23 protein-coding genes are annotated in these 26,618 nt (G+C 73.7%); 11 read left to right on the top strand and 12 right to left on the bottom strand.

Going from position 1 to position 26,618, the window contains the following annotated elements; translation table 11 throughout:
* Positions 1 to 105: 105 nt before the first annotated feature.
* The gene (locus D7223_RS05255) at positions 106 to 921 is read right to left on the bottom strand and encodes a hypothetical protein (RefSeq protein WP_120725290.1); all 816 of its coding nucleotides are present in this window, start codon (positions 919 to 921) and stop codon (positions 106 to 108) included.
* Between the two features lie 477 nt (positions 922 to 1,398).
* Here D7223_RS05255 and D7223_RS05250 point away from each other — a divergent pair, with 477 nt between their 5' ends.
* The 6 genes from D7223_RS05250 to D7223_RS05225 all read left to right on the top strand — a co-directional run bounded on the left by D7223_RS05250 (position 1,399) and on the right by D7223_RS05225 (position 7,572).
* Positions 1,399 to 2,367 carry a TerC family protein gene (locus D7223_RS05250; RefSeq protein ID WP_120725288.1) on the top strand — a complete coding sequence of 323 codons (969 nt, stop codon included), beginning with the start codon at positions 1,399 to 1,401 and terminating at the stop codon, positions 2,365 to 2,367.
* Between the two features lie 18 nt (positions 2,368 to 2,385).
* Complete coding sequence (locus D7223_RS05245; protein WP_120725286.1) at positions 2,386 to 2,868, top strand: YflT domain-containing protein; 483 nt, start codon at positions 2,386 to 2,388, stop codon at positions 2,866 to 2,868.
* A gap of 24 nt (positions 2,869 to 2,892) precedes the next feature.
* Positions 2,893 to 4,023, top strand: coding sequence for a baeRF3 domain-containing protein (locus tag D7223_RS05240; protein ID WP_120725284.1), 1,131 nt, complete (start codon positions 2,893 to 2,895; stop codon positions 4,021 to 4,023).
* A 145-nt stretch (positions 4,024 to 4,168) separates the two neighbouring features.
* The gene (locus D7223_RS05235) at positions 4,169 to 5,482 is read left to right on the top strand and encodes a D-alanyl-D-alanine carboxypeptidase family protein (RefSeq protein ID WP_120725282.1); all 1,314 of its coding nucleotides are present in this window, start codon (positions 4,169 to 4,171) and stop codon (positions 5,480 to 5,482) included.
* Between the two features lie 88 nt (positions 5,483 to 5,570).
* Positions 5,571 to 6,419: a M15 family metallopeptidase gene (locus D7223_RS05230; protein WP_120725280.1), complete on the top strand. Its 849-nt coding sequence runs from the start codon at positions 5,571 to 5,573 to the stop codon at positions 6,417 to 6,419.
* Between the two features lie 112 nt (positions 6,420 to 6,531).
* Positions 6,532 to 7,572 (top strand): zinc-dependent alcohol dehydrogenase family protein, encoded by a 1,041-nt coding sequence (locus D7223_RS05225; RefSeq protein ID WP_120725278.1) that lies wholly within the window; start codon positions 6,532 to 6,534, stop codon positions 7,570 to 7,572.
* A 24-nt stretch (positions 7,573 to 7,596) separates the two neighbouring features.
* On the opposite strand, the gene D7223_RS05220 is transcribed toward D7223_RS05225, so the two are convergent.
* The 4 genes from D7223_RS05220 to D7223_RS05205 form a co-directional block, all read right to left on the bottom strand.
* Positions 7,597 to 8,397, bottom strand: a complete 801-nt coding sequence (locus D7223_RS05220) for an alpha/beta hydrolase (protein WP_120725276.1) — start codon at positions 8,395 to 8,397, stop codon at positions 7,597 to 7,599.
* 23 nt (positions 8,398 to 8,420) lie between these two features.
* The gene (locus D7223_RS05215) at positions 8,421 to 9,611 is read right to left on the bottom strand and encodes a spore photoproduct lyase family protein (RefSeq protein WP_202864579.1); all 1,191 of its coding nucleotides are present in this window, start codon (positions 9,609 to 9,611) and stop codon (positions 8,421 to 8,423) included.
* Positions 9,612 to 9,703: 92 nt separating this feature from the next.
* The gene (locus D7223_RS05210) at positions 9,704 to 10,312 is read right to left on the bottom strand and encodes a hypothetical protein (RefSeq protein WP_120725274.1); all 609 of its coding nucleotides are present in this window, start codon (positions 10,310 to 10,312) and stop codon (positions 9,704 to 9,706) included.
* 192 nt (positions 10,313 to 10,504) lie between these two features.
* Positions 10,505 to 11,434, bottom strand: a complete 930-nt coding sequence (locus D7223_RS05205; RefSeq protein WP_120725272.1) for a diacylglycerol/lipid kinase family protein — start codon at positions 11,432 to 11,434, stop codon at positions 10,505 to 10,507.
* 354 nt (positions 11,435 to 11,788) lie between these two features.
* Between D7223_RS05205 and D7223_RS05200 the strand changes: the two genes are divergently transcribed.
* On the top strand, positions 11,789 to 12,988 hold the full coding sequence (locus D7223_RS05200; RefSeq protein ID WP_120725269.1) for an RtcB family protein: 1,200 nt from the start codon (positions 11,789 to 11,791) through the stop codon (positions 12,986 to 12,988).
* A gap of 72 nt (positions 12,989 to 13,060) precedes the next feature.
* Here D7223_RS05200 and D7223_RS05195 read toward each other — a convergent pair whose 3' ends face one another.
* From D7223_RS05195 to D7223_RS05180, 4 genes are all read right to left on the bottom strand, one after another.
* A complete protein-coding gene (locus tag D7223_RS05195) occupies positions 13,061 to 13,942 on the bottom strand; it encodes a Gmad2 immunoglobulin-like domain-containing protein (RefSeq protein ID WP_238161578.1) in 882 nt (293 codons plus the stop codon).
* Positions 13,939 to 15,339, bottom strand: a complete 1,401-nt coding sequence (locus tag D7223_RS05190) for a sensor histidine kinase (protein WP_120725267.1) — start codon at positions 15,337 to 15,339, stop codon at positions 13,939 to 13,941. Before D7223_RS05190 ends, D7223_RS05195 begins: the two co-directional genes overlap by 4 nt.
* A 13-nt stretch (positions 15,340 to 15,352) precedes the next feature.
* A complete protein-coding gene (locus D7223_RS05185) occupies positions 15,353 to 16,033 on the bottom strand; it encodes a response regulator transcription factor (RefSeq protein ID WP_120725807.1) in 681 nt (226 codons plus the stop codon).
* 77 nt (positions 16,034 to 16,110) lie between these two features.
* A complete protein-coding gene (locus tag D7223_RS05180) occupies positions 16,111 to 16,704 on the bottom strand; it encodes an AMIN-like domain-containing (lipo)protein (RefSeq protein WP_186832228.1) in 594 nt (197 codons plus the stop codon).
* A 236-nt stretch (positions 16,705 to 16,940) separates the two neighbouring features.
* Between D7223_RS05180 and D7223_RS05175 the strand changes: the two genes are divergently transcribed.
* Positions 16,941 to 18,122: a snapalysin family zinc-dependent metalloprotease gene (locus D7223_RS05175; protein ID WP_120725802.1), complete on the top strand. Its 1,182-nt coding sequence runs from the start codon at positions 16,941 to 16,943 to the stop codon at positions 18,120 to 18,122.
* A 224-nt stretch (positions 18,123 to 18,346) separates the two neighbouring features.
* Here D7223_RS05175 and D7223_RS05170 read toward each other — a convergent pair whose 3' ends face one another.
* Complete coding sequence (locus D7223_RS05170; protein WP_120725265.1) at positions 18,347 to 19,000, bottom strand: C39 family peptidase; 654 nt, start codon at positions 18,998 to 19,000, stop codon at positions 18,347 to 18,349.
* Between the two features lie 486 nt (positions 19,001 to 19,486).
* Positions 19,487 to 21,190: a beta-N-acetylhexosaminidase gene (locus D7223_RS05165; protein ID WP_120725263.1), complete on the bottom strand. Its 1,704-nt coding sequence runs from the start codon at positions 21,188 to 21,190 to the stop codon at positions 19,487 to 19,489.
* A 315-nt stretch (positions 21,191 to 21,505) separates the two neighbouring features.
* Here D7223_RS05165 and ppdK point away from each other — a divergent pair, with 315 nt between their 5' ends.
* Positions 21,506 to 24,214, top strand: a complete 2,709-nt coding sequence (gene ppdK / locus D7223_RS05160) for a pyruvate, phosphate dikinase (RefSeq protein ID WP_120725261.1) — start codon at positions 21,506 to 21,508, stop codon at positions 24,212 to 24,214.
* Between the two features lie 59 nt (positions 24,215 to 24,273).
* Here ppdK and D7223_RS33915 read toward each other — a convergent pair whose 3' ends face one another.
* Complete coding sequence (locus tag D7223_RS33915; protein WP_272948672.1) at positions 24,274 to 24,747, bottom strand: roadblock/LC7 domain-containing protein; 474 nt, start codon at positions 24,745 to 24,747, stop codon at positions 24,274 to 24,276.
* Between the two features lie 225 nt (positions 24,748 to 24,972).
* On the opposite strand from D7223_RS33915, the gene D7223_RS05150 reads away from it, so the two are divergent.
* On the top strand, positions 24,973 to 25,326 hold the full coding sequence (locus D7223_RS05150; RefSeq protein ID WP_120725256.1) for a VOC family protein: 354 nt from the start codon (positions 24,973 to 24,975) through the stop codon (positions 25,324 to 25,326).
* Entirely contained in the window at positions 25,323 to 26,612 is a 1,290-nt protein-coding gene (locus tag D7223_RS05145; protein ID WP_120725254.1) for a deoxyguanosinetriphosphate triphosphohydrolase, read from the top strand. Before D7223_RS05150 ends, D7223_RS05145 begins: the two co-directional genes overlap by 4 nt.
* Positions 26,613 to 26,618 lie beyond the last annotated feature (6 nt).

Raw genomic sequence — 26,618 nt, 5'->3', positions numbered from 1 at the left:
GCCACCGACGCCGGGACATCCGGGCGATCGTTGCTCCGGTTCTAGTCGGACGGTGACGTGGCGGACAACAGGTTGTGAGGAAGTCCCCAGGGTATTGACGGATCTTCAGTTCAGGCCGCAGGTGGCCAGGGCGTCCAGGTTCGGTCGCTGACCACCGGCCCGGTTGATGTTGATCTCGATGCGGTCCAGGGCCGCGGTCCGCTTGCTCGCCAGCGGCCCGAGAATGGCGTTCTGGACGAAGTTCGGGCCGCCCTCCGGCCGGACCGCCAGCCGGGCCAGTCGTGCGTTGGCGTTGGCGATCTCCCGGTCCAGGTTGGCCAACTCCCGCTCGACGCCGGCCGCCGCGCCGGCCGGGATCGCGGGCAGCCGGTCGCTGACGCTCGGGCAGTTCACCGTACGCACGGCGGCGGGGTTCCCGTTGGCGGCGTCGCCGTTCCCCGCGTTCCCACCGGCGTCGGCGTTTCCATTGCCGCCGTTGCCGGCGTTGTTTCCATTGCCGGCGTTTCCGGCGTCGTCGTTCGCCGCGCAGCCGGCGAGGGATTCCAGGCCGGCCGGGGCGGTGCCGCCGACCCGGGTGATGTTCAGCCGGATCCGGTCGAGCACCGCCCGGCGTTTTCCGGCGATGTCGTTGAGCTGGTTGGCGGCCTGCTCCGGTTCCCGGGCCAGCCGGGCGTTGACGTTGGCGATCTGCTGTTCCAGGTTGCGCAGCTCCTGGTCCACGCCCGCCCGTGCGGCCGCCGGCACCGCACCGAGCCGGTCGGCGACCGTCGGGCAGCTCACCGTGATCGCGGTGGCGGCCCGCGTACCCCGGTCGTCCTCGCCGGCGGAGGCCAGCTGTAGTCCCGCCCCGAGCAGCAGGGCGGCGACGGCGCCGACACCGCCGAGCTTGAGGACGGCCTGTTTCTGTGTACGCGTGACCATGCACCTCTCCTTTGGGGGTGGGACCGCGCGCGGACCGACGGTGTCGGTGTACCCGGGCGCGGTGCGGATCGGAGGGGGTGGAAGGGCGACGGCGGCGGGCCGGCGAGACTCCGCGCCAGGTCGGTGGAACCCTTGCCGGTCCATCCGAGGAACGTCGGCGAACATCCCCGGGATCGCTCCCACGGCGATCCGGATCCGTCCGCTGCTTGCGTCGATGGATACGGGGGCGGGTGCGGAAAGGTTCAACCGCCCGGCTGCCCGGCCGCGGGGGTGGCGCGGGGAACCGTGACCCTAGACAAGCGAACCACACTTCGTGAATAATGGTGCGTAGTTCGAGGGGGAGTACCCGCCACCGGACGCGCCGCCGTCAGTACGGACCCACCCGGGTCCCGGCGGTGCGGGCCGCCGCCACGGCGGTCCGGGGAGACCTTCGGCCAGCTCGCCGGCGACGTACGCCGGCCGGTCGAAGGGAGTCCGATGTCCTTCCCTGTCCCGTGGTGGGCCTGGGTGGCGCTGACCGTCGCCATCGCCCTGATGCTCGCGGTGGACCTGTTCCTGCACCGCGACAACCACGTCATCGGCTTCCGCGAGGCCGCGATCTGGTCGACCGTCTGGATCGCCGCCGGCCTCGCCTTCGGCGTGGTGCTCTGGCTGTGGCAGGGCGACGAGGCGGCCGGCACCTACTACGCCGGATACCTGATCGAGAAGGCGCTCTCGGTCGACAACGTCTTCGTCTTCGCGCTGATCTTCACCTACTTCGCGGTGCCCCCGGCGTACCAGCACAAGGTGCTCTTCTGGGGCGTCGTCGGCGCGCTGCTGTTCCGCCTGGTGTTCATCTTCGTCGGCGCGGAACTGCTGGAGACGTTCTTCTGGACCGCGTACGTCTTCGGTGCCTTCCTGCTCTGGACCGGCTGGAAGATGGCCTTCCAGCACGACCAGGAGATCGACCCCAACCGGAACCTGGTGGTCCGGGCGGTCCGCCGGATCGTCCCCACCGACGCCCGCTACCACGGCGACCGGTTCTTCGTCCGCCGCGACGGGCGACGGGTGGCCACCCTGCTGTTCGTCGTACTGGTCGCGGTCGAGGCCACCGACCTGATCTTCGCCGTCGACTCGGTGGCCGCCGTGCTGGCGATCACCACCAGCACGTTCATCGTCTGGACCGCCAACGCGTTCGCCGTGCTCGGCCTGCGCAGCCTCTACTTCTGCCTGGCCGGGCTGCTGCGCCGCTTCACCAAGCTGCACTACGGGCTGGCGGTCCTGCTCGCCTTCGCCGGGGTGAAGCTGATCCTGTCGGAGACGCCGGTCGGGAAGCTGCCGATCCCGGTCACCCTCGGCGTCATCGTCGCCACCCTCGCCGTGTCGATCGTGTGGAGCCTGGCCGCCACCCGGCGCGCGCCGGTGACGGACGGCGACGCCGGCCCCCGTACGCCCGTCGGTTCCTGAGCCACCCGGAGGTATCCGATGACCCAGCTGCCGCTGCCCACGGACCCGGACACCGCCGCCCGGGCAACCGTCGGCACCTACCCGACGTACGCGGCCGCCCAGCGGGCCGTGGACCACCTCTCCGACAGCGGCTTCCCGGTGCGGCACGCCACCATCGTCGGCACCGACCTGCGGCTCGTGGAGACCGTGCTCGGCCGGATGACCACCCCGCGGGCTGCCGCCGCCGGAGCGGCCAGCGGCGCCTGGCTCGGCGTCCTCATCGGCCTGCTGCTGTCCGTGTTCACCCGCGAGGCGTGGTGGCTGGTGCTGCCGGTGACCACCGCGGCCGGCGCCCTCTGGGGCGCCGCCGCGGCCGGCGTCGCTCACGCCGCCACCCGGGGCGTACGGGACTTCACCTCGACCCGCCGCCTCGCCGCCGCCAGCTACGACGTGACCGTCACCGCCGCCCACTCCGACGACGCCCGCCGCCTGCTCATGCAACTGGCCTGGCGGGGTTACTGACCGGTCCGATCCACAGGAGGGCACATGTCGACCCGAATCCGTTCCGCCCCGCGCCGCCCGGCGGTCGCCGTACCATCCCCCGGCCAGATCACCGCCCTGCAGGCCGTCCGGGAGTACCCGGCGATCTCGCTGCTGCTGACCACCACGCCGGCCGCCGAGCTGGCGCACGCCGACCTCCTGCGCCTGGAGGCCCTCGCCGGGCAGGCGGTCGAGCGGGTCCGCGCCGAGTTGCGGCCGGAGGCGGCGGCGCCGGCCGTACGCCGGTTGCGGGACCTCGTCGACCAGGCGCGGCGGGGCCCGGCGGCCACCGCGCTCGCCGTGTACGCGTCGGCGTCCACCGGTGACCTCGTGCGGCTGCCGGTGCCGGTGCGGGACCGGGCCGTGGTGGATCCCACCTTCGCCACCCGGGACCTGGTCCGGGCGCTGCACCGGACGCCCCGGCACCTGGTGCTCGCGTTGAACGCCGGACAGGCCCGTCTCTTCGACGGCGTGGCCGACAGCCTGCTCCCCGCGCTCACCCGCGCGTTCCCGATTCGTGCCGCGCGGCCGGTGGCCCTCGGCCGGGGGCGGGCCGACCGGCCCGGGCGGGCCGACCGGCCGACCGGCCCGGACACCGACTACCTCCGGCGGGTCGATGCGGCGCTCGGCGCGTACGCCCGGCTGCACCCGGCGCCGCTGGTGATCGTCGGGGAGGACCGGGTCACCGGTCCGTTCCGGCAGCTCTCGGTGAACTGTGGGCGGCTGGCGGGCGTCGTCCGGGGCAACCTGCTGACGAGCGCCCTGCCCGTGCTGTCGGCCCGGATCCGGGAAACCCTCGACGACTATCTGCACCGCCGGGAGGCCGAGGCGGTCGCGCTGATCGACCGACGGGCCGCGGCGGGCAGGGTCGCGTCCGGCATGCCGGACGCCTGGCTCGCCGCCCGGACCGCCCGGCCGGAGATGCTCGCCGTCGACGAGTCGCTGTTCTACCCGGCCCGGCTCAGTGACGACGGGAACACCCTGGTCCCGGCGACTGACGCCGAGCACCCCGACGTGATCGACGACGCCGTCGACGAGCTGATCGAGCTGGTCCTGATCCGAGGCGGCTGGGTCGCCCTGACCGCGCCCGGCACGCTGAACCGGCACCAGGGGGTGGCACTGACCGTGGGCCGGTGACGGGCGCCTCAGGGTGGATCTGTGCCGATCCATGACCGGTGGCCCGCCCGCTGACCTGTCGACGCCGACCGGGGCGGCGCGGCGAGGATCGCCGGGCGGGCCAACCACGCCCACCATGCCGATCTTGCCGACTAGGGTCAGGAGCATGAGAGTTCGGTTGCTGGCGGCCACGGCGACCGCCGTTCTCCTGCCCGGCCTGCTGGTCCCGGTCACCCCGGCCGTGGCGTCGGCGCGAACGCACCGGCCCACGTCCCCGAAGGCTCCCGGAGCGCCTGGCGTGGTGGACCCGGCGGCGCGTACTCCGATGGGATCGCGCGTGGCGGACGCGCCGTGCCCACGCGTGCCGGCACCCCGGGTGTCCCGACCGCCGCGTCCCTCGCCGCCCCCGGCGGTGCCGGCGGAGCGGGTCGTCGGCGGTCCGGCACTGGGCACCGCCGGGCTGGTCATCCCCGCCGGGGCCACCCGGCCGCCCGGGGTGACCGCGACGTCGTGGCTGGTCGCGGACCTGGACACCGGGCAGGTGCTGGGTGGGTGCGGCCCACACGAGTACGGCACGCCGGCCAGCGTGCAGAAGCTGCTGCTCGCCGCGACGATGCTGCCCCGGCTGGACCCGAACCAGGTCGTCACGGTCACCGACGAGGACATGGACATCGAACCCGGCTCCTCGGCGGTCGGGCTGGTGGCCGGCGGCCGCTACCGCGTCGAGACGGTCTGGCTGGGTCTGCTGTTGCAGTCCGGCAACGAGGCGGCCAACGTGCTGGCCCGCCTCGGCGGCGGGTCGGACGGGGCGGCCGGTGGGGTCCGGGCGATGAACGCGCACGCGCGCCATCTGGGCGCGCGGCAGACCCACGCGGTGACCCCGTCCGGGCTGGACGGCGAGGGGCAGTTCACCAGCGCGTACGACCTGGCGTTGATCGCCCGGGAGTGCTTCGCCGACCCGACGTTCCGCCGGTACGCGCTGACCGCGACCCACCGGATCCCCGCCCAGCCGGCGCAGCGCACCAAGGGCTTCGAGATCCAGAACGAGAACCAGCTCGTCGACCGCTACCCGGGTGCGCTGGGCGGCAAGACCGGCTTCACCGACCTCGCCCGGCACACCTACGTCGGGGCGGCCGAACGCGACGGCCGCCGCCTGGTGGTCACGCTGCTCGGCGCGGAGCCGCGGCCGGCCCGGGGTTGGGAGCAGGGCGCCGCGTTGCTGGACTGGGGCTTCTCGGTGCCGCGCACCGCGGCGGTCGGCCGCCTGGTCGACCCCGGCGAGCTGGACGCCTCCCCGTCCGCCGCGCCGCTGCCGACCGCCACCGGCGACGCCCGGCAGGCGGCCGCCAGTGGTCGGCTCGACGGCCGCCGGACGTCGCCCTGGCCCGCGCTCGGCACGGCGGCCGGCGGCGGGCTGCTGCTGGCGCTCGCCCTGGTCATGCGGCACCGGGCGCGGCGGCGGTACGACGGCCGGCCCTGACGAGCGGATCGAGGGGATCGCCTCTCTGGTCTCACCTCGACCGTCCGACTTGTCCGGAAAAGCAAACCTTTCGGAGTAAAATCGATTCATGGCCGGTTTACGGGCGACGCGGCGGCCGGGGGCCGGAGTCCACCTCACGGCGCTGCTCGTGCTCGCCACGCTCGGCGGCGGCTGCGCACGCCCGGCGTCGGAGCAGGATCCGCCGCCGGCACCGACGCCCACCGCCGCGCCGACCGCCGGCCCCGCCCCGGACCTGGTGGTGCTCACCGACGTCGACCCGCGCATCCGCGCCGACATCCGGTACGCCACCGCGCACAACTTCGTCGGCCGCCCCGTCGCCGGCTACGCCGAGCCGCTGTGCCTGCTCACCCGGCCCGCCGCGGCGGCGCTGCGCCGGGCGCAGGACGCCGCGCTGGCCCGGGATCGTGGCCTCAAGGTGTACGACTGCTACCGCCCGCGGCGCGCCGTCGAGGACTTCGTGGCGTGGGGCCGGCGTCCCGGCGAGGAGCAGACCAAGGGCGAGTTCTACCCCCGGGTGCCGAAGTCGGAGCTGTTCGACCGGGGCTACCTCGGCGCGCCGACCGCGCACAGCCGGGGCAGCACCGTCGACCTGACCCTGGTCGACGTGCCCACCCCCGAGCAGCCCGCGTACGACCCGGCGCGACCGCTCGTGCCGTGCACCGCGCCCCGGGCGCGGCGGTTCCCGGACAACAGCGTCGACATGGGCACCGGTTTCGACTGCTTCGACCCGCTGGCCCACACCGACAGCCCGGCGGTGGACGCGACCGCCCGCGCCAACCGGGACCTGCTGCGCGAGGTGATGACCGGGGCCGGGTTCGTCAACTACGACCGCGAGTGGTGGCACTACCGCTACCGCGACGAGCCCTACCCGGACACCTACTTCGACGTGCCGGTCGCCCGCGCCTCCGCCCGCTGACCCCCGCTGACGCCCCGCCGGGACGTCCGGCCGGTCCGGCGGGCCGTCCGACCCTGCCCACCCGCCCCGTCGCGGGGCAGCGTGAAGGGTGACGACGGCGGAAGGAGCAGCCATGAAGGCACTCGTGTACGACGGCCCCGGCAGGAGGTCCTGGACCGAGGTCCCGCACCCGACCATCCTCGATCCCCGGGACGCGATCATTCGGGTGGACGCCGTGACGATCTGCGGCACCGACCTGCACATCCTCGGTGGAGACGTGCCCGAGGTGCGGCCCGGCCGGGTGCTCGGCCACGAGGCGGTCGGCACCGTGGTCGAGGTCGGCGACGGCGTGACCGACCGGTCCGTCGGTGACCGCGTCCTGGTGTCCTGCATCTCCGCGTGCGGGACGTGCCGCTACTGCCGGGAGGGCAGCTACGGGCAGTGCCTCGGCGGCGGTGGCTGGATCCTCGGCCACACGGTCGACGGCGTGCAGGCCGAGTACGCCCGGGTCCCGTTCGCCGACCTGTCCACGTACCGGCTGCCGGCCTCGGTGTCCGACGAGGCGGCGGTGCTGCTCGCCGACATCCTGCCCACCTCGTACGAGGTCGGCGTGCGCAACGGCCAGGTCGCCCCCGGCGACACGGTGGTGATCGTGGGGGCCGGGCCGATCGGGCTGGCCGCGATCCTGACCGCGAAGCTCTTCTCGCCGGCGCACATCGTGGTGGTGGACAAGGCGCCGAGCCGCCTGGAGGCGGCCAAGCAGTTCGGCGCGGACGTCACCGTCGCCGCCGAGCAGGACCCGCTCGCGGTGGTCCGCGAACTGACCGGCGGACTCGGCGCTGACGTGGCGATCGAGGCGGTCGGCACACCGGGCACCTTCGAGCTGTGCGCCACGCTGGTCCGCCCCGGCGGTCGGGTCGCCAACGTCGGCGTGCACGGCCGGCCGGCGACGCTGCACCTGGAGGACCTGTGGATCCGCAACGTCACCATCACCACCGGTCTGGTGGACACGAACACGACGCCCCGGCTGCTGGACATGCTGGTGGCCGGACAGCTGGACACCGGGCACCTGGTGACCCACCGGTTCCCGCTGGCCGAGATCATGCGGGCGTACGACGTGTTCGCCAGCCCGGCGGAGACCGGCGCGCTGAAGGTGCTGCTCAGCCGGAGCTGACGGTCGACGGCCGGCCGGCGGGACTCACGTCCCGCCGGCCGGCCGCTGTCGCAGCGGCAGCCAGGCCAGCACGTCCTGGATGCCGGCGTCCCAGTACGCCCAGTCGTGCGCGCCGGGGGAGAAGTCCACGGTGACCGGGACACCCCGCCGCCGGGCGACCTCCACGAAGCGCTGGTTGTCGTCGTACAGGAAGTCCTCGGTGCCGCAGGCGACGTAGAGCGCCGGCGCCTCGACGCCGTCCGCGCCGTACCGGTCGAGCAGGGCCACCGTGTCGTCGTCGGTGCCGACCGGACTCCGCTCGCCGAACACGGTGTGCCAGACCGCCGGGTCGATCGGGCGCTCCGGGTGGTGCCGGCGGTGCGCCAGGTTCAGCGCGCCGGAGAGGCTGGCCGCCGCCGCGAAGCGGCCGGGATCGCGCAGCGCCCACTTCACCGCCCCGTAGCCGCCCATCGACAGGCCGGCGACGAAGGTGTCCTCGCGGGCGTCGGAGAGGCGGAAGAAGTCGTGGCACAGCGCCGGCAGTTCCTCGCTGAGGAACGTCCAGTACCGGTTGCCGTGCTCCTCGTCGCAGTAGAAGCTGCGGCCCGCCTGCGGCATGACCACGGCCAGTCCGAGCGGTGCCGCGTACCGCTCGATCGAGGTGCGGCGCAGCCAGATGGTGTCGTCGTCGGTGAGCCCGTGCAGCAGGTAGAGCACCGGCGGGTCGCCGGCCGGGGCGTTGCCGGCGAGACCGATCTGCGACGAGGTGCGCTGCGGCAGCAGCACCGTCATCGACGTGCTCAGACCGAGCACCTCGGAGAAGAAGTCGACACGCATCAGGGCCACGGCGGCCGATGCTACGCCACCGGTCAGGTCCAGTAGAGGATCCGGCAGGCCGGCACCCGCTCGACGAGCTCCCGCTCGAACCAGGTGCGCAGCTCGGTCATCACCTCGCGCGGGTACACGTACTTCACCGCGCCGAACTTGCCGTACTTGCGGCGGCGGGTCGCCTCGTCCATCTCCAGCCGGGTACGCGGATACCAGCCGAGCAGCACCTCCCTGCTGCCCGGAGTGAACCGGTGGGTGATCAGCTCGGCGGTCAGGTCCAGCTCCGGCACCCCGGCGACCGCCGTCACCACCTGGTCCAGGAGCAGGCCGTACTCGCGCCGCCAGTCCGGCACCGCGATGATCGGGGCGACGGTCAGCCCCACCGGATAGCCGTCCAGGGCCAGCCGGCGCAGCGCCGCGAGCCGGTCCGGCACGGTGGCGGTGCCACCCTCCATCCGCTCGCTGACCGGCGCGGCGTTGACGCTGAACCGCACCCGGGTGCGCCCGGCGTGCGGCAGCCCCACGAACGTGTCCACGTCGGCGTACTTGGTGGTCCAGCGCAGTTGCACCGGCGCGTCCCAGGCGGCGAAGTGCTCCACCGCGCGCCGCCAGCTGCCGGTCAGATGCTCAAGCGCCAGCGGGTCGGTGTAGCAGGACGCCTCGAAGGTGGTGCCCTCCTCGACCCGCGCGGCGCTTCGGCTGGTCACCGTGCCCCGGCCGGCGTAGTCGGCCAGGCCGGCGAGGATCCCGTCCAGGTCGGCGTAGACCCGGGTGACCGGTGGGCCGGTCAGCGACCCGGCGAGATAGCAGTACTGGCAGTGCGCCGGGCACCCCTCGGCCAGGTCGAACCGCCAGTCCGCGCTCGGGGCGATCGGTTGCAGCGTGCGCCGCGCGGGTGGGCTCACCACGATCGCCAGGGTGGACTTCGCCCGCGCGTACGTCTCCCGGTCGGTCTGCCCGCGTACACCGGTCAGGCGGTTGGCGCGCAGCCGCTCGACCTCGATGCCGAGGGCCTCGACGCGGGCGACGATCCGCCGGCCGTGCGGATGCTCCAGCGCCGCCGGGGTGGCCACCACCCGCCGCGGGGTCCAGCGCCGCGCCGGCCGCGCGGCCGGCGCGAGCGCCGCCAGGTCCCGCGTCGGTACGCGTTCGCCGCTGGCGTCGTGCGGCGCCGGTGGTACGTCCACGGCCAGCGGCTGGTCGACGTCCACCGCGTCCGGGTCCGGCCTCATCCGCCCCGGATACCCGTTGTCGCAGCGATCCCACCTGCCCACCGAGGGCGGCGCGCCCGGCCGGAAACCGGGCGCGCCGCGCGGGTGGCGGATCAGTAGTTCAGCGAGCAGGGCTCCGCGTTGCCGCCGGAGGTGCCGGTGCACTCCACCGTGCCGTTGGTCGGGTAGACCTTCACGGTCATCGTCGAGGTGAAGTTGGCCAGGCCGAAACTCGCCTGGCCGCCGATGCCGAACGGGTTGGCGCTGATGTTCGCGGTGGCGTTGCGGCCCCACGACGCCGACGTGACCAGCGTGTAGGGACCCCCGACCGCGGTGGGCGGGGTGCCGGCCTTCTGGTAGCTCTTGCGCTCCAGGTTGGACGCCGCGCCGCCGGTGGTCCGGTCGGCGTTGCTCTGGGCGATGGTCGCGTAGGTGACCCGCGAGCCATTGGTGCACCACTCGACGTTCATCGTCATGTAGGCGGTGGTCGCGTTGAACGAGCCGACGGGTTGGTTGATCCAGTTGACCAGCGGCACGTTGAGTTCGGTGACCGGAATCTTGAGCTGACTGCGGTACGCCGTGCCGGCGGCCTGTGCGCAGGGTCCCTGGTTGTAGCCGGTGTAGGTGGCCGCGCTGGCCGGCGGGGCGGCCACCGCCACGGTCGCGGCGGTGGCGCCGGTGGCGATCAGGGCCCGGGTCAGGTTGCGGACTGACCTTGACATGATGCACTCCATCCTTTGTGGATCTATCAATCGGTCGAGTCTGCTACTACCCCCGGAAATCATTAGCCACCACTGCGCGCGGATAATTTCGGTGGACTATCAAAGATAGTCGACCGTCTATTTGTCTTAGCATTCTTCCGGTATCCGCTCCGAGCAGGAATGGGAGCGCTCTCGGCGACTCCGGCGGACCGGTCAGCGGTCCGGGCTGTCCACCGGTGCCATCACCCGAAGCGCGTTCGCGGCCAACCCGACGTGCACCGGCGTACGGCCGTGCAGCTCGCCGTCGACCTCGACCCCGGCCGGCCGGTCGGTCTCCAGCCACAACTCGTCGACGGCCAGGAACGGCTCGTCGCCGAGGGTCCGCCGATGCCCGGTCGCCACGTTGCGCGCCGTGTGCCGCAGCAGGTCCCGCCGGGTCGGCCCGCCCACCGGGTACGCCACCAGCAGGCGGTCGTCGGCGTTCGCGTCGGCGGTGATCGGCCGGCCGGCGTGGAAGCCGCCGTTGGCCACGTACAACTGGTGGGTGACGAACTCGTGCACACCACCACCGGCGCGCACGGTGGCCCGCAGCGGACGGTGCCGGGTCAGCAGCGCCAGCGCGGTCGCCGGGTAGGCGAGCCGCCCGGTCACCCGCTTCAACCGGGGCGGGGTCCGGAGCATGATGTCCGCCGACAGGCCCACCCCGACGTGGTTGGTGAAGGGCACGTCCCCGGCGAGCCCCAGGTCGACGTCGATGACCTTGCCCTCGGTCAGCACCGCCACCGCGCCGTCCAGGCCCAGTGGGACGCCGACGGTGCGCGCGAAGTTGTTCGTGGTGCCCAGCGGCAGCAGGCCCAGCGCGACGTCGGTGTGCGCGAGCAGCCGCGCCGCGGCGCTCACCGTGCCGTCGCCGCCGCCCGCGACGAGCAGGTCCGGCCCCAGGTCGAGCGCGGTCGCGAGGGTGCGCTCCAACTGGCCGGGACGGTCCACCGGGAACTCCCCGAGCAGGTCGAAACCGGCCGCGTCCAGCCGCTTGCGGGCGCGTTCGTAGAGGTGGCGGCCCCGGCGGGAGCGGGCGTTGATGACCAGGGCGGCCCGTCGGTCCCGTCGGACGACCTCGGTCAGCTCCTGCTTGGTCCGCATGGCCACGACCCTATCGCCGGGCCCGCCGCCAATATCCATTGCGGTCACCGGGTGGCCGACCTAGCGTGGTCGGCACACGTCGACCGACGAGCCGCGGGGGAGGGACGCCGTGACGCTAGGCAGCAGCAGGCCGGACACACGGACCGTGCCCGCCGGTGCCCCCTGTCCGGGCGCCGCTCGACGCGGTCGGCTCTTGCGCCCGGGGTACGCGACGGCCTGACGCCGTGCCGCGTCACCCCGCCCGCGCCCCGATTCCGCCACCCGCCCGTAGCCACGGCTGTCGCCGCACGGGCCGATGATCTCCGGTCGCGCCCCGACAATCGGGTGACGCGCCGACGACACGAGGAGACGACCATGGGTTTCACCCCACTGGCGGGCACCCGCGCGCCGGTCCGGGTCTGGACCGACCCGTACGCCATCGAGGCGCAGGCCGCGCGGCAGCTGCGCAACATCGGCGCGCTGCCGTGGGTCGAGGGCGTCGCCGTCATGCCCGACGTGCACTTCGGCAAGGGCGCCACGGTCGGCTCGGTCATCGCGATGCGGCAGGCCGTGTCGCCGGCCGCGGTGGGCGTCGACATCGGCTGCGGCATGTCCGCGGTGCGTACCTCGCTGACCGCCGCCGACCTGCCGGACGACCTGGCCGGCCTGCGCGCGGCGATCGAGGCGACCATCCCGGTCGGCTTCGCCAAGCGCGACGACCCGGTCGACCCGCGCCGGGTACGCGGACTCGAGCAGGCCGGCTGGGACGACTTCTGGCGGCGCTTCGGCACCCTGGACCGCCGGGTCGCCCAGCTGGAGCACCGCGCCCAGCACCAGATGGGCACCCTCGGCGGCGGCAACCACTTCATCGAGGTCTGCCTGGAGCAGGGCGGCCCGGACGCCGGCCGGGTCTGGCTGATGCTGCACTCCGGTTCCCGCAACATCGGCAAGGAGCTGGCCGAGCGGCACATGGCGGTGGCGCGGCAGCTGCCGCACAACACCGACCTGCCCGACCGTGACCTGGCGGTCTTCCTCGCCGGCACGCCGGAGATGGCGGCGTACCGCCGGGACCTGTGGTGGGCGCAGGAGTACGCGCGGCGCAACCGGGCGGTCATGCTCGCCCTGCTGTGCGGCGTGGTGCGGGAGGCGTTCCCGCAGGTGGCCTACGACGAGCCGATCAGCTGCCACCACAACTACGTGGCCGAGGAGACCTACGACGGGGTGCAGGTGCTGGTCACCCGCAAGGGGGCGATCCGGGCCGGTCTCGGTGACCTGGGCATCATCCCCGGCTCGATGGGCACCGGGTCGTACATCGTGCGGGGCAAGGGGAACCCGGACGCGTACTGCTCGGCGTCGCACGGCGCGGGGCGGCGGATGTCCCGGGCGCAGGCGAAGCGGACGTACAGCACCGCTGACCTGGCCGCGCAGACCACCGGGGTGGAGTGCCGCAAGGACGCCGGGGTGGTCGACGAGATCCCCGGCGCGTACAAGGACATCACCCAGGTGATGGCGCAGCAGGAGGATCTGGTCGACGTGGTCGCCCACCTCAAGCAGGTGGTCTGCGTGAAGGGTTGACCGACACCCTGTCCGACGGGTGGTGGTCGCCGACGTGGTGGGTGCGGCGGGACGGGGTCGTGCGGGGCGGCCTCACCCGCCCAGCACCACGGGGACGGAGACGAGCTTGGTCCGGGATCCGTCGGCGGGGGACACCTCGTACGCCTCGACGGTCCCGGGCTGCTCCCGGCCGACCCGGTATCCGACCGCGACCCGGAACGCGCCCCGGCAGCCGGTGCCGCAGGTGGCGGTGGTGAAGGCGGTGCCCACCTCGCGACCGGCGGCGTCGAGCACCCGCACGCTGACCGTCGCCTCGAACACGTCGGCGGTGCCGGTCACCGTGACCGGCGTGCCGACCCGCTGGCCGATCGCCGGGGCGGTCACCACGATCGGCGGCAGCAGGTCGGCGTACCCGGCGCGGCCGACCGCCGGGCCGGCGCCGAACCGCACCGACCGGACCGTGGCGAACTGGGTCAGCGTCCACACCACCTGGGCCTCGGCGAGCCGGCGGGCCCGGTCGTCGTCGACCGGCACCGTGCCCACCACCGCCACCCCGTCGGTGATCCGGGTGACGCCGACGCCGGCCGGCAGGAACGTGGCCAGGCCGGCGGCCGCCTCGGCCGCCGTCGGCCCACGGGCCAGCTCGGTCAGCGCCAGCGCCGACGTCGCCACGGTCGCCGGTCGGGTACGTCGGGTCGGGGTGATCCGCCCGTCGCGGACGTACCACAGCTCGATCGTGACCGGGCCCGGCCGGGACGGCGACGGCCCGGCGGTGGGCGGTGCCGGCGGGGTCGCGCGGGCAGCGGTGCGCGACGGCGCGGTGGCGGCCGGCGGAGGCGCGGACGAGGAGGCCGGTGGGCTCGCGGCGGTCGGCGGCGCGGCGGTCGGCGCCGGACCGAGCGAACCGGCGCGGTCCGGCGCACAGCCCGCGAGCAGCGCGAGCAGCGCGAGCACCGCGACGGTACGGCGGTTCACGGCGCGTCCCCCGGGTCCGGCGCGGCGGCGGGCAGCTCCAGGGTGAACCGGGTGCCGGTGCCCAGTTCGCTGTGCACCCGCAGCCACCCACCGAGCAGCCGGGTGTTCTCCCGGGCGATGGCCAGGCCCAGCCCGCTGCCCCGGCCGGAACGGGCCGGGTCCACCTTGTGGAAGCGGTCGAAGATCCGGGTCAACTGGTCGGCGGGGATACCCGGCCCCTCGTCGGTGACCGCGACGGCGACGCCCGTCCCGGCCGGCGTGACCGTGGCCCGGACGTCGCCGCCGCCGTGCTCGACGGCGTTGGCGACCAGGTTCGCGAGGACCCGTTCCAACCGGCGCGCGTCGGTGGACAACGTGACCGGCGGCCCGGCCACCGTGACCCGGTCCGCCCAGCCGCGCTGCCGGACCAGGCCGCGCAGCAGGTCGGTGACCCGCACCGGGCCGACCGCGAGGACCTCCCGGCCGGCATCCAGCCGGGAGATCTCCATCAGGTCCTCCACCAGCCGACGCAGCCGGATGACGTCGGCGACCAGCAGCTCGGCCGGGCGCCGGGCGTCGGCCGGCAGCCGGTCCAGGTGGTCACGCAGCAGCGACGCCGCGCCCACCAGGGCGGTGACCGGCGTACGCAGCTCGTGCGCGACGTCGGCGGTGAACCGTCGCTCCCGTTCCCGGGCCCGGGACAGCGCCTCGATCTTCGACTCCAGCGCCTCGGCCATCTCGTTGAACGAGGCCGCCCACGCGCTGAACTCGTCCCGGCCCCGTACCGGCAACCGGGTGTCGAGCAGCCCCTCGGTGAGCGCCCGGGCGGCCCGGCCGGCCCGGCCGACCGGTTCCAGCGTCCGCCGGGCCAGCAGGTGTCCCACCCCGCCGGCGAGCAGCATCACCAGCGCCCAGCCGGCCAGCAGCGCGGTGCGCAACTGGTCCAGGCCGGCGGCGAGGTCGTCCTCGACGGTGACCACGTACAGCTCGGCGCTCGACCCGGGGACCCGCCCGCCGACGGTGAGCAGTCGGGGCCGGACCGGCGGTGCGGTCCGCTCGTAGCCGAGCTGGCCGGCGGCCACCGTCGCCCGCAACCGCGCGCCCAGCGGCGGGGCGTACCCGGGGTGCGACGGGTACGCCTCGCCGTCGACCAGCACCACGTGCCGGCCGCCGCCCTCGAAGCTGGTCAGCAACTCGGTGCGCCGCCCCTCGGTCAACGGCACGAACTGCCCGGCCAGGACGAGCTGGTAGCGGGCGTCGGCGGCGGCGCGCTCAAGCGAGCCGTCGAAGCGGGCCTGCCGCAGCAGCAGGTACGACCCGCCGGCGAGCAGCCCGGCGGACAGGCCGGCGACGAGGAGGAACGCGACGGTCAGCCGGCGGCGCAGCCGGCCCGGCACCACCGCGTCCGCCGCCCGCACCCCGGCACCCCGCTCAGACCGGCGACAGCTTGTAGCCGGCGCCCCGCACGGTCCGGATCAGCCGGGGACGTGCCGGGTCGTCCTCGACCTTCGCGCGCAGCCGCTGCACCGCCACGTCGACCAGCCGGGAGTCGCCGAGGAAGCCGTGCTGCCACACCAGCTCCAGCAGCAGCTCCCGGGTGAACACCTGGCCCGGCCGGCGGGCCAGCTCCAGCAGCAACCGGAACTCGGTGGCGGTCAGGGACAGCTCCCGGCCGTGCCGGTGGGCCACGAAGCCCGCCGGGTCGATGGTCAGGCCGGCCACCTCGATCGTCGTCCGGGTCACCGGCGCGCTGGCCCGGCGTAACACCGAGCGGACCCGGGCGACCAGCTCCGGCAGGTCGAACGGCTTGCGCAGGTAGTCGTCCGCGCCGCATTCCAGGCCCACCACCACGTCGACGGTGTCGGTGCGGGCGGTGAGCATCAGGATCGGCACCTGGCTGGTGCGCCGGATCTCCCGGCACACCTCCAGGCCGTCCAGGCCGGGCAGCATCACGTCGAGCACGACCAGGTCGACCGGCCGGGCCCGCCACGCCGCCAGCCCGGCGCGCCCGTCGACGGCGGTGTCCACCCGGAACCCGGCCCGGCGCAATCCGAGGGCGGCGACCTCCCGGATGGAGGCGTCGTCCTCGACCACCAGCAGGCGGCCGTCCATGCCGTCAGCGTAGCCCCGGGCGGCCCCGCCGTGACCTGCCGGAACGGCCGGTGTGGCGGGACCGCCCGGTGCGTCGGTCACTCCTGCCACCGGTGTGCCACGTCCAGGACGATCCGACTGTGCGTGCCCGGACCGGCCAGGACGAACACCCGGAACGGCAACCGGGCCCGCACCCCGACGGCGAACGTGGTGTAACCCTCGAAGCTGCCGCCGAACACCACGTCGCGCAGCGTGTCGTACCGCAGCACGTTCACCGCGTGGTCGCCGACCCGGTACGGCACGGTCGCGAGGTGCCCGTCGTCGTACGCCGGGGCCCGCAACGACACCCGCAGCAGCGCACCGCCGGCCGTGTACGGCGACAGGGCCAGCCCCTCGCCGTCGGTCCAGGTCTCGCCGTAGCCGACCGACCAACCGTCGACCGGACCGGCGAACTCGAACACCACCCGGTCGAAGCAGTCGTGCCGTCCGGTGCGTACGGCGATCAGCGGGGCGCTGCTCAGCGCACCGGCGGATCGCTCGGCGCTGCCCCAGGTGATCCCGCAGTACGCCGACGCCGCGCCGGCTCTCGTGGCCGGTCCGGTCGTCGCCGTGCCGGCTCCCGCGGTGCCGCTTCCGGCGACCAGCCCGGCGAGCGCGATCGCCAGGACCGTCACCACACTCCTGATCCGCATCGTCGTCCTCCTCCTCGTGTCCGTCCCCCGGTGTCCCGGTGGTGTGCCCACCGTCCGGCGGTGGTGGCACCGGAGCTTCGCCGACCGGTAACGGTCGGGTAACCGCCGTCAGCGGAACGGGTTCCGGGGAGTTATGACGGTTCCGGGATGTCGGACATCGAGGAGCATCCATCTAATATCCATGTACATCAATGACTGGCGGTTCCGTGCCGCCGATCACCGCAGGGGAGTGCGTGATGATCCGACGACAACTGCTGCGTACGGCCGGCGCCGTGCTGGCGGCGGTGCTGGCGGCGACCGGGGTGCAGGTCGCCACCGGAGCGCCCGCCTCCGCCGCCCGCACCGTCTACTACGACGCGAGCCGCGCGGGCGAGTTCCGCACCAACTTCGACCAGGCCGCGCAGATCTGGAACAGCCGGGTCAGCAACGTCCGGCTGGTCGCCCGCACCCCGGGCAGCGTCACCATCTACGTCGACAGTGGGTGGCCCCGGGCCCAGGTCACCGGCCTCGGCTCCGGCCGGGTCTGGATGGGCTGGACCGCCGTCAACCAGGGTTACGACCGCACCCGCATCGCCACCCACGAGATCGGGCACATCCTCGGGCTGCCCGACCGGCGCACCGGGCTGTGCAGCGACCTGATGTCCGGCAGCAGCGCACCTGTCTCGTGCCGCAACGCGTACCCCAGCGCCGCCGAGGCGAGCCGGGTCAACACCCTGTTCGCCGGCAGCCGGACCGCGTCGGCGACGGTCACCGGGACATACGAGTGGGACGACGAGGTCACCCCGCTGGTGGTCGGCGGCCGGCCGGCGACCGAGAACTACCCGTGGCTGGTCTACACCTCCGGCTGCACCGGCACCCTGATCAAGGCCAACTGGGTGGTCACCGCCCGGCACTGCTCCACGCCCTCGTCGGTGCGCGTCGGCAGCGTCAACCGCACCAGCGGCGGCACCGTGGCCCGGGTGAGCCGGTCGGTCAGCCACCCCACGATCGACGTCAAGCTGCTGCAACTGTCCACCTCGGTCGGGTACGCACCGGCTCCGATCCCGACCACGTCCGGCGCGGTGGGCACCGCCACCCGGATCATCGGCTGGGGCCTCACCTGCCCTTACCGGGGCTGCGGCTCGGCGCCGACGACCGCGCACGAGCTGGACACCTCGATCGTGTCGGACAGCCGCTGCTCGGGCATCAACGCCACGTACGAGATCTGCACGAACAACACCGGCGGCAACTCGGGTGCCTGCTACGGCGACTCCGGCGGCCCGCAGGTACGCAGGATCAACGGGGTGTGGAACCTGATCGGCGCCACCAGCCGCGCCGGCAACAACAACTCGACCTGCGCCACCGGACCGTCCATCTACGGCGACCTGCCGTCGATCCGGTCCTGGATCAACACCCAGGTCGGCGGCCTGCCGGCCTGATCGGGAACCACCGACCGGCGGCCTCGGCACACCCCCGGTCGCCCGGCGCCACGCCGGACGGCCGGGGCCCCGGCCGTCGGAGATCGACTCGCCTTCGGTGATGTCGGGGTGTCGCACCCACCCGGATACCCCGATATCAAGGAACCCGAGCGTCCGGGCCGGCATCCCGGAGGCACCGAAAGGCCCGGCCCCCATCGGGGGCCGGGCCTTGGTGGTGGTGTGGGTCAGGAGATGTAGCCGCGGGTGGCGATCCAGTCGGCGAGGTTGTCGATGCTCATCCGGTAGGAGGCCTGGTCGGGGTTGGCGGAGTCGGCGATGGTGACCGTTTCGCCGTTGTCGCGGTAGCCGACGACGCTGATGTAGTGGCCGCCTTCGAAGGCGTGGGTGGTGCCGTCGGTGTCGGTGGCGGTGCCGGCGATGTTGGCGACCACGGCGCGGCCGTCGTCGACGGTGCGCACGATGTCGTCGCGGAGCTTGTCGGTCTGCTTGTCGTCGGCGCTGGGGGTGCTGATCTCGGTGGACCGGTAGGCGTTCTTGCCGGTCTCCTTGTTCAGTACGGGGGTGATGTCGTTGACGGAGTTGGTGCCGGCCTCGGTGGTGCCCATGAGCTTGGCCATGCCGTCGACGTCGATGTTCTTGCCCTGGACGGACAGGGCGTTGCGGGCGGCGGCGGGGCCGCAGTAGTAGAAGTTGGGCTGGGCTTCGTAGCGGACGTTGAGTTCCCGCTCGCCCTTGCGGTCGGACTGCTGCGCGGCGGTGGCCGGCTTGGCGGTGTGGGTGGGGGCGGCGAAGGCGGTGGCGGGGCCGGCGAGGGCTCCGCCGACGAACGCGGCGCTGGCGGCGGTGAGGGCGGCCTTGCGGAACAGGGTGGTAGCCATGATGGGGGTGCTCCTTCACATCGGGGGTGCGCGACACACGCAAGAAGGGGGGTTCTGCGGTGGCATGCCGCGATGTTTCGGGGGATCCGGCCCGGCGGCGGTGGTGTCCTGCGCGGGTCGGGGGGATGTAACGACCGGGGCCGGGGGGTCATTCCCCGCCGGGGTTCCCGGGGCGGGCCCTGGTGCGTGGCCCGGGGGATGTAACCGTGCCGGCCGGCGGATCATTCCGGCCGGGGGTGGCGGGCTCGGGGGGTGTGACGGTGGCGGATCGTTCCCGCCGGCCTGCCCGCCGGGGTGGCGCGGTCTGCCATGTACAACGACCCGCCGGGGTCGGGGATTCCACCGCCGGGGTGGCCCCGCCCACGCCACACCCATGCCGAAACCAGACATTCGCCCCAGACGGCGACCCGGAACCGGACAGGGTGCTGCGAGGTGACCGCGCTGCGGGAGATCTTGGTACGAAACGGCCGGACCGGGGGCCGTTGGTCAGGTCGGCGTGGTGTGTTCGTCGGGGGATTGGCGTGGCGTGGGTACGCCGGTGGGCGCGGTGGGCCAGGGGACCTCGGGTGCGCGGTGGTAGGTGATCCCGGCCGCCTCCCAGCGGGGGCCGTGCCCGGCCAACCGCTCCCGGAACGCCGCCCAGTCGTGCGTGGCGCGGGGTGACCAGCCCAACTCGGCGAGGGCGGGCAGGCGCGGGAACATCAGGAACTCGATGTCCGCCCGGGTGGTCACCGACTCGGTCCACAGCGGCGCCTCGACGCCCAGCACGGCGTCCGCCGGCAGGTCGGCCAGGTGGCTGCCGGGATCCCAGTCGTACGCCCGCCGCACGTCGACCAGACCCGCCCAGTCGTGCCCGATCGGGGTGTCCTCGGCGTACTTCATGTCGAGGTAGGCGTGGTTGCCGGGGGAGAGGATCAACCGGGCGCCCCGGCGTACCGCGTCGGCGGTCACCGGGTCGTCGCGCTTGGTGCCCCACCATTGCAGGACCCGGCCGGGCAGGTGGGTGACCGGGGCGACCTGGTGCCAGCCGACCATCGTCCTGCCCAGGCCGGCGACGATCCGCTGGACCCGCTCGACGAAGCCGGCGTACGCGTCGGCCGGGACCTTGAACGCCTCGTCGCCGCCGATGTGCAGGTACGGCCCGGGGGTCAGCGCGGCGATCTCGCCGAGCACGTCGGCGACGAAGTCGTACGTCCGCTCGCTGGCCGGGTCGACGTAGCTGAAGCCGACGTCGGTGCCGGTGTACGGCGGCGGCGCGCTCCCGCCCGGGGCCAGTTCGGGGTACGCGACCAGTGCCGCGTTGGTGTGCCCGGGCAGGTCGATCTCCGGCACCACGGTGACGTGCCGGGCGGCGGCGTACCCGACGATGCGGCGGTAGTCGTCCCGGGTGTAGTGGCCGCCCGGACCGCCGCCCACCTCGGTGGCCCCGCCGACGGTGGCCAGCCGGGGCCACGAGTCGACCGCGATCCGCCAGCCCTGGTCGTCGGTGAGGTGCAGGTGCAGGTGGTTGAGCTTGTACCGGGCCAGGTGGTCGATCACCCGCAGCACGTCCGGGACGCCGAAGAAGTGCCGCGCGACGTCCAGCATCGCGCCCCGGTACGCGTACCGGGGCCGGTCGACGATCGTGCCACCGGGCACCACCCAGCGGGCGGCGACCGGGGTGGTGCTCTCCACCTGCGGGGGCAGGAGCTGCCGCAGGGTCTGCACGCCGTGGAAGAGGCCGGCGGGCGTGCCGGCGGTGATCCGTACGCCGTCGCCGGTGATGTCGAGCCGGTAGCCCTCGGCGCCGAGGGCGTCGTCGGTGGCCGGCGCCGCGGTGTCGGGCGTGCCGGACAGGGTGAGCGTCAGTGGCCCGGCCGGGGCGGGCCCGGTGGCCGCGGCGACCGGGAGCGGGTAGCCGGTCGGTGCGCGCAGCAGTGCGGCGAGCTGGGCGGCGACGGCTCGGGCGCCCGGGTCGGCGCCGACCCGGATCGCCGCGTCCGGAGGCAGCGTGAAGTCGGCGGTGGGGTCCGGGGTGACGTGTGCCGGGGCGGGCACCACGTCGCCCAGCCGGGCCGGTGCGGGCGCGGCGAGCAGGTGGTCGGCGCGCCGGACGGCGGTCCGGGCCAGGTCGGCCGCCGACGCTCCGGTGGGTGCACGGCCGATCGGGTCGGGTCCGGTCTCGGGACGGGCGGCGGGGGTGCTGGACACGGGGACGGCTCCGGGGGGTGTATTCGGGTGGGATATGGCAAAAGTCAGGTTCGGCGAAACCAGCGCCGTCAAGAGTACGAGGGGAATCGGAATTGCGTGATCGTGCGCGTGGAAGCGTTCCCAAAAACCGGTACGGACGCGGATAGTGGTGACGGTTGTGCCGATTGTCACCGAACGGTCCCAGCCCACGCGTTGTTCGCTTAACCTTCGCCCACCGACCGCCGACGACACCGGGATTACCGGTGGCCGGCCCCGGGGTATGTGCGAACTGAACCTTCGTTAAGTGTCAATTCCGGCGCGCGTGGGAGGCTGACGGTGGCAGCACAGCAGATGGTGGAACAGAAGTACGTCTACGACTTCACCGAGGGCAACAAGGACCAGAAGGACCTGCTCGGCGGCAAGGGGGCCAACCTGGCCGAGATGACCAACCTCGGCCTGCCCGTCCCGCCCGGGTTCACCATCACCACCGAGGCCTGCAAGGCGTACCTGGACACCGGACGGGAGCCGGCCGGACTCGCCGAGCAGATCACCGCCCGCCTCGCCGCCCTGGAGGCCGCGATGGGCAAGCGCCTCGGCGACCCGGACGACCCGCTGCTGGTCTCCGTCCGCTCCGGTGCGAAGTTCTCCATGCCCGGCATGATGGAGACCGTCCTCAACGTCGGCCTCAACGACCGCAGCGTGGTGGGTCTGTCCGCACAGGCCGGCGGCAACGACCGCTTCGCGTGGGACTCCTACCGGCGACTGATCCAGATGTTCGGCAAGACCGTGTGCGAGGTGCCCGGCGAGGAGTTCGAGCACGCGCTCGACGAGGCCAAGAGCGCCAAGGGCGTCACCAACGACCTGGACCTCGACGCCGACGACCTGCGTGCCCTGGTGGACGCGTACAAGAAGATCTTCAGCAAGCACACCGGGCGGGAGTTCCCGCAGGAGCCGCGCGAGCAGCTCGACCTGGCCATCCACGCGGTCTTCGAGTCGTGGAACGCCGAGCGGGCGATCCTCTACCGCCGGCAGGAGCGGATCCCGGCCGACCTCGGCACCGCGGTCAACGTGGTGGCCATGGTGTTCGGCAACCTCGGCCCGGACTCCGGCACCGGCGTCGCCTTCACCCGCGACCCGGCCAGCGGCGCGCAGGGCATCTACGGCGACTACCTGGCCAACGCCCAGGGCGAGGACGTGGTCGCCGGCATCCGCAACACCGTGCCGTTGCAGGAGCTGGAGCGGCTGGACAAGAAGTCCTACGACGAGCTGCTCTCGATCATGGCTCGGTTGGAGGGGCACTACAAGGACCTCTGCGACATCGAGTTCACCATCGAGCGCGGCAAGTTGTGGATGTTGCAGACCCGGGTCGGCAAGCGCACCGCCGCCGCCGCGTTCGTCATCGCCGGGCAGCTCGTCGACGAGGGCCTGATCGACCTGGACGAGGCGCTGCACCGGGTCAACGGCGCGCAGCTGGCCCAGTTGATGTTCCCCCGCTTCCAGCTCGACCACGAGTTCCAGCCGGTCGCCACGGGCATCGGCGCGTCGCCCGGTGCGGCCTCCGGCAAGGTGGTCTTCACCTCCGCGCGGGCGGTCGAGCTGGCGGCCGAGGGCGAGTCGGTGATCCTGGTCCGCCGGGAGACCAACCCGGACGACCTGAACGGCATGATCGCCGCGCAGGGCATCCTCACCTCGCGGGGTGGCAAGACCAGCCACGCCGCCGTGGTGGCCCGGGGGATGGGCAAGACCTGCGTCTCCGGTGCCGACGAGATCGAGGTGAACGTCCCGGCGAAGCGGTTCACCGTGGCCGGGCAGACCGTCGGCGAGGGCGACGTGGTTTCCATCGACGGCACCACCGGCAAGGTCTACCTCGGTGAGGTGCCGGTCATGCCGTCCGAGGTGGTGCAGTACTCAGAGGGCAGCCTCGACCCCGAGCACGTCGACAACGCGCTGGTCCGGGCCGTACACCGGATCATGACGCACGCCGACGGGAAGCGGCGGCTGGCGGTCCGCACGAACGCCGACACCGGCGCGGACGCGGCCCGGGCCCGGCGCTTCGGCGCCGAGGGCATCGGGCTGTGCCGGACCGAGCACATGTTCCTCGGCGACCGCAAGGAACTGGTCGAACGCCTGATCCTGGCCCGTGGTGCCGACGAGCGGGAGGCGGCGCTGGCGGCACTGCTGCCGTTGCAGCGAGCCGACTTCGTGGAGATCTTCCGGGAGATGGACGGGCTGCCGGTGACCGTCCGGTTGATCGACCCGCCGCTGCACGAGTTCCTGCCGCCGCTGGAGCAGCTCGCGGTGAACGTCGCCGTCGCCCAGGAGCGCGGCGAGGACGTCGCCAAGGAGGAGGCGTTGCTCGCCGCCGTTCGGCGGATGCACGAGGAGAACCCGATGCTGGGCCTGCGCGGCGTACGCCTGGGTCTGGTCATCCCCGGTCTCTTCGCGATGCAGGTCCGGGCCATCGTCGAGGCGGCGGTCGCGTGCGCCCAGCGCGGCGGCGACCCCCGGCCGGAGATCATGGTCCCGCTGGTCGGCGCGGTGCAGGAGCTGGAGACGGTCCGCGCCGAGGCCGAGAAGATCATCGAGGAGGTGACCCGGGAGAAGGCCGTCGAGGTGCTGATCGGCACCATGATCGAGGTGCCCCGGGCGGCGCTGACCGCCGGGCAGATCGCCGAGGCGGCGCAGTTCTTCTCCTTCGGCACCAACGACCTGACCCAGATGGGCTGGGGCTTCTCCCGCGACGACGTCGAGGGCGCCTTCTTCTGGCGCTACCTGGAGTTGGGCATCTTCGGCATCTCACCGTTCGAGTCGATCGACCGCGACGGCGTCGGCCGGCTGGTCCGGATCGCCGCCGAGGAGGGCCGGGCGGCGCGACCCGGACTGAAGCTCGGCGTCTGCGGTGAGCACGGTGGCGACCCCGACTCGGTGCACTTCTTCCACGAGGTCGGCCTGGACTACGTCTCCTGCTCCCCGTTCCGGGTGCCGGTGGCCCGGTTGGAGGCCGGCCGCGCGGCCATCGAGACCGACGGCTCCGACAGCCGCTGACCCCCTTCCGCCCTGCCGCCGGCCGGGCCGGAACGCGGGGCGGCGGCGGGGCGGGTGGGTCAGAGCGGGGGGCGACGCCAGGTGTGCTGGGGGGCGCGGCGGGGCAGGCTCGCGGTCGGGGTGCGGGTGGCCAGCGGGGCGTGTGCCGCCGGCACCGGGGTCGCCCCGATCCGGCCGGTGCCCCGGTCGATCGCGGTCCCGGCCCGCCGGGCCACCGCCCGGGCGTCGTCGTGCAGCCCGTCCAGGTCGGTCTCCGGTGTGGTGACCAGGGTCAGCAGGGCGTTGTGGCCGGCCGGGTAGGTCACCACCGCGCCGGCCTCGGTGCGGACCACGGACTCCCGGAACCCGCCGTGCCGTACGGTGTCGGCCACCCGGTGGCCCAGACCGAAGCTGGCCGCCGCGAGCGCCGCCAGGTGCGTCGCGTCGGTGGCCGGCAGATCGCTGGAGATCAGCATGCCGTCGGTGCCGGCCAGCACGCCGCCGGCGACTTCGGGGCGGCGTCGGCGCAGCCCTCGCAACTCCGTGCCCATCATGGCGTCCACGTCCACGAGCGTCCCTCTCCCACCGGTCGGGCTTCCCAGGTTGGTGACGTTGCGCGCCCGGAACGTTACCCCTGGCCATCTCGCCCCGCGAGCCCGTAACCCTCGGCGATCGGGCGGCAACTCCCGACTGAATGGAGGGTTGTGCCCCCGATCGCACGTGCCGGAGCGGCGCGCCGCCGACGCGCCGTACGGATCGGTCCGGCGTAACCTGACGGCATGAGCAGCGCCTGGGAGAGCCTGACGATCGATGCCCGCGACCCGGCCCGACTGGCCCGCTGGTGGGCCGAGGCGCTCGGCTACCAGGTGGTCCACGAGGAGCCGCACGGCGTCGAGATCAGCCCCGCCCGCGGCCGGACGCCCAGCCTGACCTTCGTGCCGGTGGCCGCCGGCAAGGAGACGAAGAACCGCCTCCACCTCGACCTGCGCCCCGACGACCGGGAGGCCGAGGTGGAGCGGCTGGTGGACATGGGCGCGCGGCACGTCGACATCGGTCAGGGCGACGCGGACTGGACGGTGCTCGCCGACCCCGAGGGCAACGAGTTCTGCGTCCTGCGGCAGCGTGGGGATTGAGCGAGCGGCCGGACGAGGCGGCCGCCGCCCGCTGGGTCGCCGAACCGTCGAAGGACACCGGCCACGGCCGCTCGGAGTACGAGCGGGACCGGGCGCGGGTGCTGCACTCCGCGGCGTTCCGGCGGCTGGCCGCGAAGACCCAGGTGCACACCGCCGGCACCGACGACTTCCTGCGTACCCGGCTGACCCACTCGCTGGAGGTCGCCCAGATCGCCCGGGAGATGGGTGCCCGGCTGGGCTGTGACCCGGACGTGGTGGACACCGCGGGCCTGGCGCACGACCTCGGACACCCGCCGTTCGGGCACAACGGCGAGGACGCGCTGGACGCGCTGGCCGCCTCGTGCGGCGGGTTCGAGGGCAACGCGCAGACGCTGCGGGTGCTCACCCGGCTGGAGGCCAAGGTGCTCACCCGCGACGGCGCCTCCGCCGGGCTCAACCTGACCCGCGCCTCGCTCGACGCGGTCAGCAAGTACCCCTGGCCGCGCCGCGCGGGGCAGCGCAAGTTCGGCGCGTACGCCGACGACCTTCCGGTCTTCGGCTGGCTGCGGGCCGGCGCGCCGGGTGGCCGCCGGTGCCTGGAGGCCCAGGTGATGGACTGGGCGGACGACGTGGCGTACTCGGTGCACGACGTCGAGGACGGCATCCACGGTGGGTGGGTCTCCCTGGGCCCCCTGCTCAGCGACCCGGACGAGCGGGGTGCGCTCTGCGCCGACGTGGCCGCCGCCTACTCCGGCGAGTCACCGGCCGCCCTCGGGTCGGTGCTGCTCGACCTGCTGGCCGACCCGGTGCTGGCGCCGCTGGCCGGTTACGACGGCAGTCACCGCGCACAGGCCGCGTTGAAGACCACCACCAGCGTGCTCACCGGGCGTTTCGTCACCGGCGTGGTGGCCGCCACCGAGGAGGCCTTCGGGCCCGGCCCGCACCGCCGGTACGCCGCCGACCTGGTGGTGCCGAGGGAGATCCGGGCGCGCTGCGCGCTGCTCAAGGGCATCGCCCTGCGGTACGTGATGCGTCGCCCCGGCGCGCGGGGGCGCTACGAGCGACAGCGGGAGATCCTGGCCGGCCTGGTGACGGCACTGGCCGACCGGGCGCCGGACGGGCTGGACGAGGTCTTCGCGCCGCTGTGGCGGGAGGCCGCCGACGACGCCGCCCGGCTACGGGTGGTCGTCGACCAGGTCGCCTCGCTCACCGACCCGGCCGCGGTGGCCTGGCACGCGCGGCTGGTCGGCCCGGTGGCCGCCGGGGTGGGACATCCGCCGATGGGCGGGACCGGCAACTTAGGTTAGCCTAAC

It is taken from the genome of Micromonospora endolithica (genome assembly GCF_003626595.1).
Lineage (GTDB): Bacteria > Actinomycetota > Actinomycetes > Mycobacteriales > Micromonosporaceae > Micromonospora > Micromonospora endolithica.
Note: the sequence above shows the minus strand (reverse complement) of the source record. Positions and strands in the feature narration are given on the sequence as shown.

What these genes read in the sequence shown, in the direction of transcription:
- D7223_RS05255 (WP_120725290.1), bottom strand. Translation starts at nt 921, where the DNA reads ATGGTCACGCGTACACAGAAACAGGCCGTCCTCAAGCTCGGCGGTGTC.
- D7223_RS05250 (WP_120725288.1), top strand. Translation starts at nt 1,399, where the DNA reads ATGTCCTTCCCTGTCCCGTGGTGGGCCTGGGTGGCGCTGACCGTCGCC.
- D7223_RS05245 (WP_120725286.1), top strand. Translation starts at nt 2,386, where the DNA reads ATGACCCAGCTGCCGCTGCCCACGGACCCGGACACCGCCGCCCGGGCA.
- D7223_RS05240 (WP_120725284.1), top strand. Translation starts at nt 2,893, where the DNA reads ATGTCGACCCGAATCCGTTCCGCCCCGCGCCGCCCGGCGGTCGCCGTA.
- D7223_RS05235 (WP_120725282.1), top strand. Translation starts at nt 4,169, where the DNA reads ATGAGAGTTCGGTTGCTGGCGGCCACGGCGACCGCCGTTCTCCTGCCC.
- D7223_RS05230 (WP_120725280.1), top strand. Translation starts at nt 5,571, where the DNA reads ATGGCCGGTTTACGGGCGACGCGGCGGCCGGGGGCCGGAGTCCACCTC.
- D7223_RS05225 (WP_120725278.1), top strand. Translation starts at nt 6,532, where the DNA reads ATGAAGGCACTCGTGTACGACGGCCCCGGCAGGAGGTCCTGGACCGAG.
- D7223_RS05215 (WP_202864579.1), bottom strand. Translation starts at nt 9,611, where the DNA reads ATGAGGCCGGACCCGGACGCGGTGGACGTCGACCAGCCGCTGGCCGTG.
- D7223_RS05210 (WP_120725274.1), bottom strand. Translation starts at nt 10,312, where the DNA reads ATGTCAAGGTCAGTCCGCAACCTGACCCGGGCCCTGATCGCCACCGGC.
- D7223_RS05205 (WP_120725272.1), bottom strand. Translation starts at nt 11,434, where the DNA reads ATGCGGACCAAGCAGGAGCTGACCGAGGTCGTCCGACGGGACCGACGG.
- D7223_RS05200 (WP_120725269.1), top strand. Translation starts at nt 11,789, where the DNA reads ATGGGTTTCACCCCACTGGCGGGCACCCGCGCGCCGGTCCGGGTCTGG.
- D7223_RS05185 (WP_120725807.1), bottom strand. Translation starts at nt 16,033, where the DNA reads ATGGACGGCCGCCTGCTGGTGGTCGAGGACGACGCCTCCATCCGGGAG.
- D7223_RS05180 (WP_186832228.1), bottom strand. Translation starts at nt 16,704, where the DNA reads ATGCGGATCAGGAGTGTGGTGACGGTCCTGGCGATCGCGCTCGCCGGG.
- D7223_RS05175 (WP_120725802.1), top strand. Translation starts at nt 16,941, where the DNA reads ATGATCCGACGACAACTGCTGCGTACGGCCGGCGCCGTGCTGGCGGCG.
- D7223_RS05170 (WP_120725265.1), bottom strand. Translation starts at nt 19,000, where the DNA reads ATGGCTACCACCCTGTTCCGCAAGGCCGCCCTCACCGCCGCCAGCGCC.
- D7223_RS33915 (WP_272948672.1), bottom strand. Translation starts at nt 24,747, where the DNA reads ATGATGGGCACGGAGTTGCGAGGGCTGCGCCGACGCCGCCCCGAAGTC.
- D7223_RS05150 (WP_120725256.1), top strand. Translation starts at nt 24,973, where the DNA reads ATGAGCAGCGCCTGGGAGAGCCTGACGATCGATGCCCGCGACCCGGCC.